Origin of the sequence: Dolichospermum circinale AWQC131C, assembly GCF_000426905.1 — a bacterium.
In the GTDB taxonomy this organism is placed as follows: Bacteria; Cyanobacteriota; Cyanobacteriia; order Cyanobacteriales; family Nostocaceae; genus Dolichospermum; species Dolichospermum circinale.
Genome location: NZ_KE384592.1, coordinates 71,424 through 72,719, shown reverse-complemented (window position 1 = coordinate 72,719; position 1,296 = coordinate 71,424). Strand labels below are relative to the sequence as shown.

3 protein-coding genes are annotated in these 1,296 nt (G+C 34.1%); all 3 read left to right on the top strand.

What is annotated here, in order from left to right; all coding sequences use genetic code 11:
- The first annotated feature begins 133 nt into the window (after positions 1–133).
- The gene (locus ACIR131C_RS0103460) at positions 134–379 is read left to right on the top strand and encodes a hypothetical protein (protein WP_028089077.1); all 246 of its coding nucleotides are present in this window, start codon (positions 134–136) and stop codon (positions 377–379) included.
- A 233-nt stretch (positions 380–612) separates the two neighbouring features.
- Positions 613–864, top strand: a complete 252-nt coding sequence (locus ACIR131C_RS0103455) for a DUF2281 domain-containing protein (protein ID WP_028089076.1) — start codon at positions 613–615, stop codon at positions 862–864.
- Positions 851–1,165, top strand: coding sequence for a type II toxin-antitoxin system VapC family toxin (locus ACIR131C_RS21800; protein WP_081677151.1), 315 nt, complete (start codon positions 851–853; stop codon positions 1,163–1,165). The genes ACIR131C_RS0103455 and ACIR131C_RS21800 overlap by 14 nt, the downstream gene beginning before the upstream one ends.
- Positions 1,166–1,296 lie beyond the last annotated feature (131 nt).

The following is a 1,296-nucleotide window of genomic DNA, read 5'->3' as shown; positions in this document are numbered from 1 at the left end:
GAAGGATTAAACTCAGGAAATGCAACAGAAATGACAGCACAAGATTGGGAAGATATTCGTCAAGCAGTGTGAGCAATATATTATAATAAAATCATAGCCAAATAACTCAAGTTAGGAGTTTCAACAATTAATAATGCTGCAAATAATCCAAGCAACCTGTACCAACGGACAACTTATTTTGAATGAAAAACTAAGTTCCGAATTAGAAGGTAAAACCATACAAATAATGATTCTCGAACCCAGCGAATCTACACAACCAATAGATTCTCAAGAATCGAAAATACAGCAATTCTTAGCGCGAGTTAATAACTACTCCTTCCCACTTCCCCCAGACTACAAATTTAATCGAGAAGAAATTTATGAATATTTCCTTACCTGACACCATGGGCGATTATATAGAAAAGTAGCGCAAGGCGGTTACAGCAGCGAAGCGTGAATATTTTCGGGAATTAGTGCGACAAGACCAAAAACTCCAAAGCAAACGAACAATTACAAACCCTGCTTTTAGAAGGATTAAATTCAGGAAATGCAACAGAAATTACTGCACAAGATTGGGAAGATATTTGTCAAGCAGTATAATAGTAATAACATAATTCAAAAAAGGCATTAATTATGGATATCAAACTTGCAGAAATATCTCAAGAAATTAACAGCTTACCTGAAGAAGCGCAAATCTTACTACTAGATTTTATTCAATTACTCAAAAAACGTTATCCACAACCAGAAAATCATCAAGAAAAAACCATCTATGAAAAATTTTATGAAATTGGATTAATTGGTTGTTGTGCTGTGGAAGAAAATTTATCAACCACATATAAAGAAGTTTTATCTAATACATTACCCAATAAATATGATCATAGTTGATACAGGATTTTGGTTAGCTCTTATTGATCAAAAAGACACCTACCACGAAACAGCAAAACAGGCTTTAAAAAAATACAATGAACCTTTAATTACAACATGGTGTGTTGTCACAGAAACCTGTTATCTTTTGCTAACTCGCAAAGGAGTTCAAGCTCAAGTTACTTTTTTAAATAGTCTGGAACAAGAATTATTTACAGTTTTTAATTTAGAATCTCACCATACTCCACGCATTATCCAATTAATGGAAAAATATGCTAATCTACCGATAGATTTAGCTGATGCTTCCCTCTTATCCTTTTGAAAATTTGCTATTTTAAAGTAATTACCTGTATCTGTTCACATCATCTCACCCAACCATCACCAGCGATTACTAGACCGATAGCGAAGCACTGCTGTAAGTAGTTCGCTGCATGACAGATACACCACCGAAAG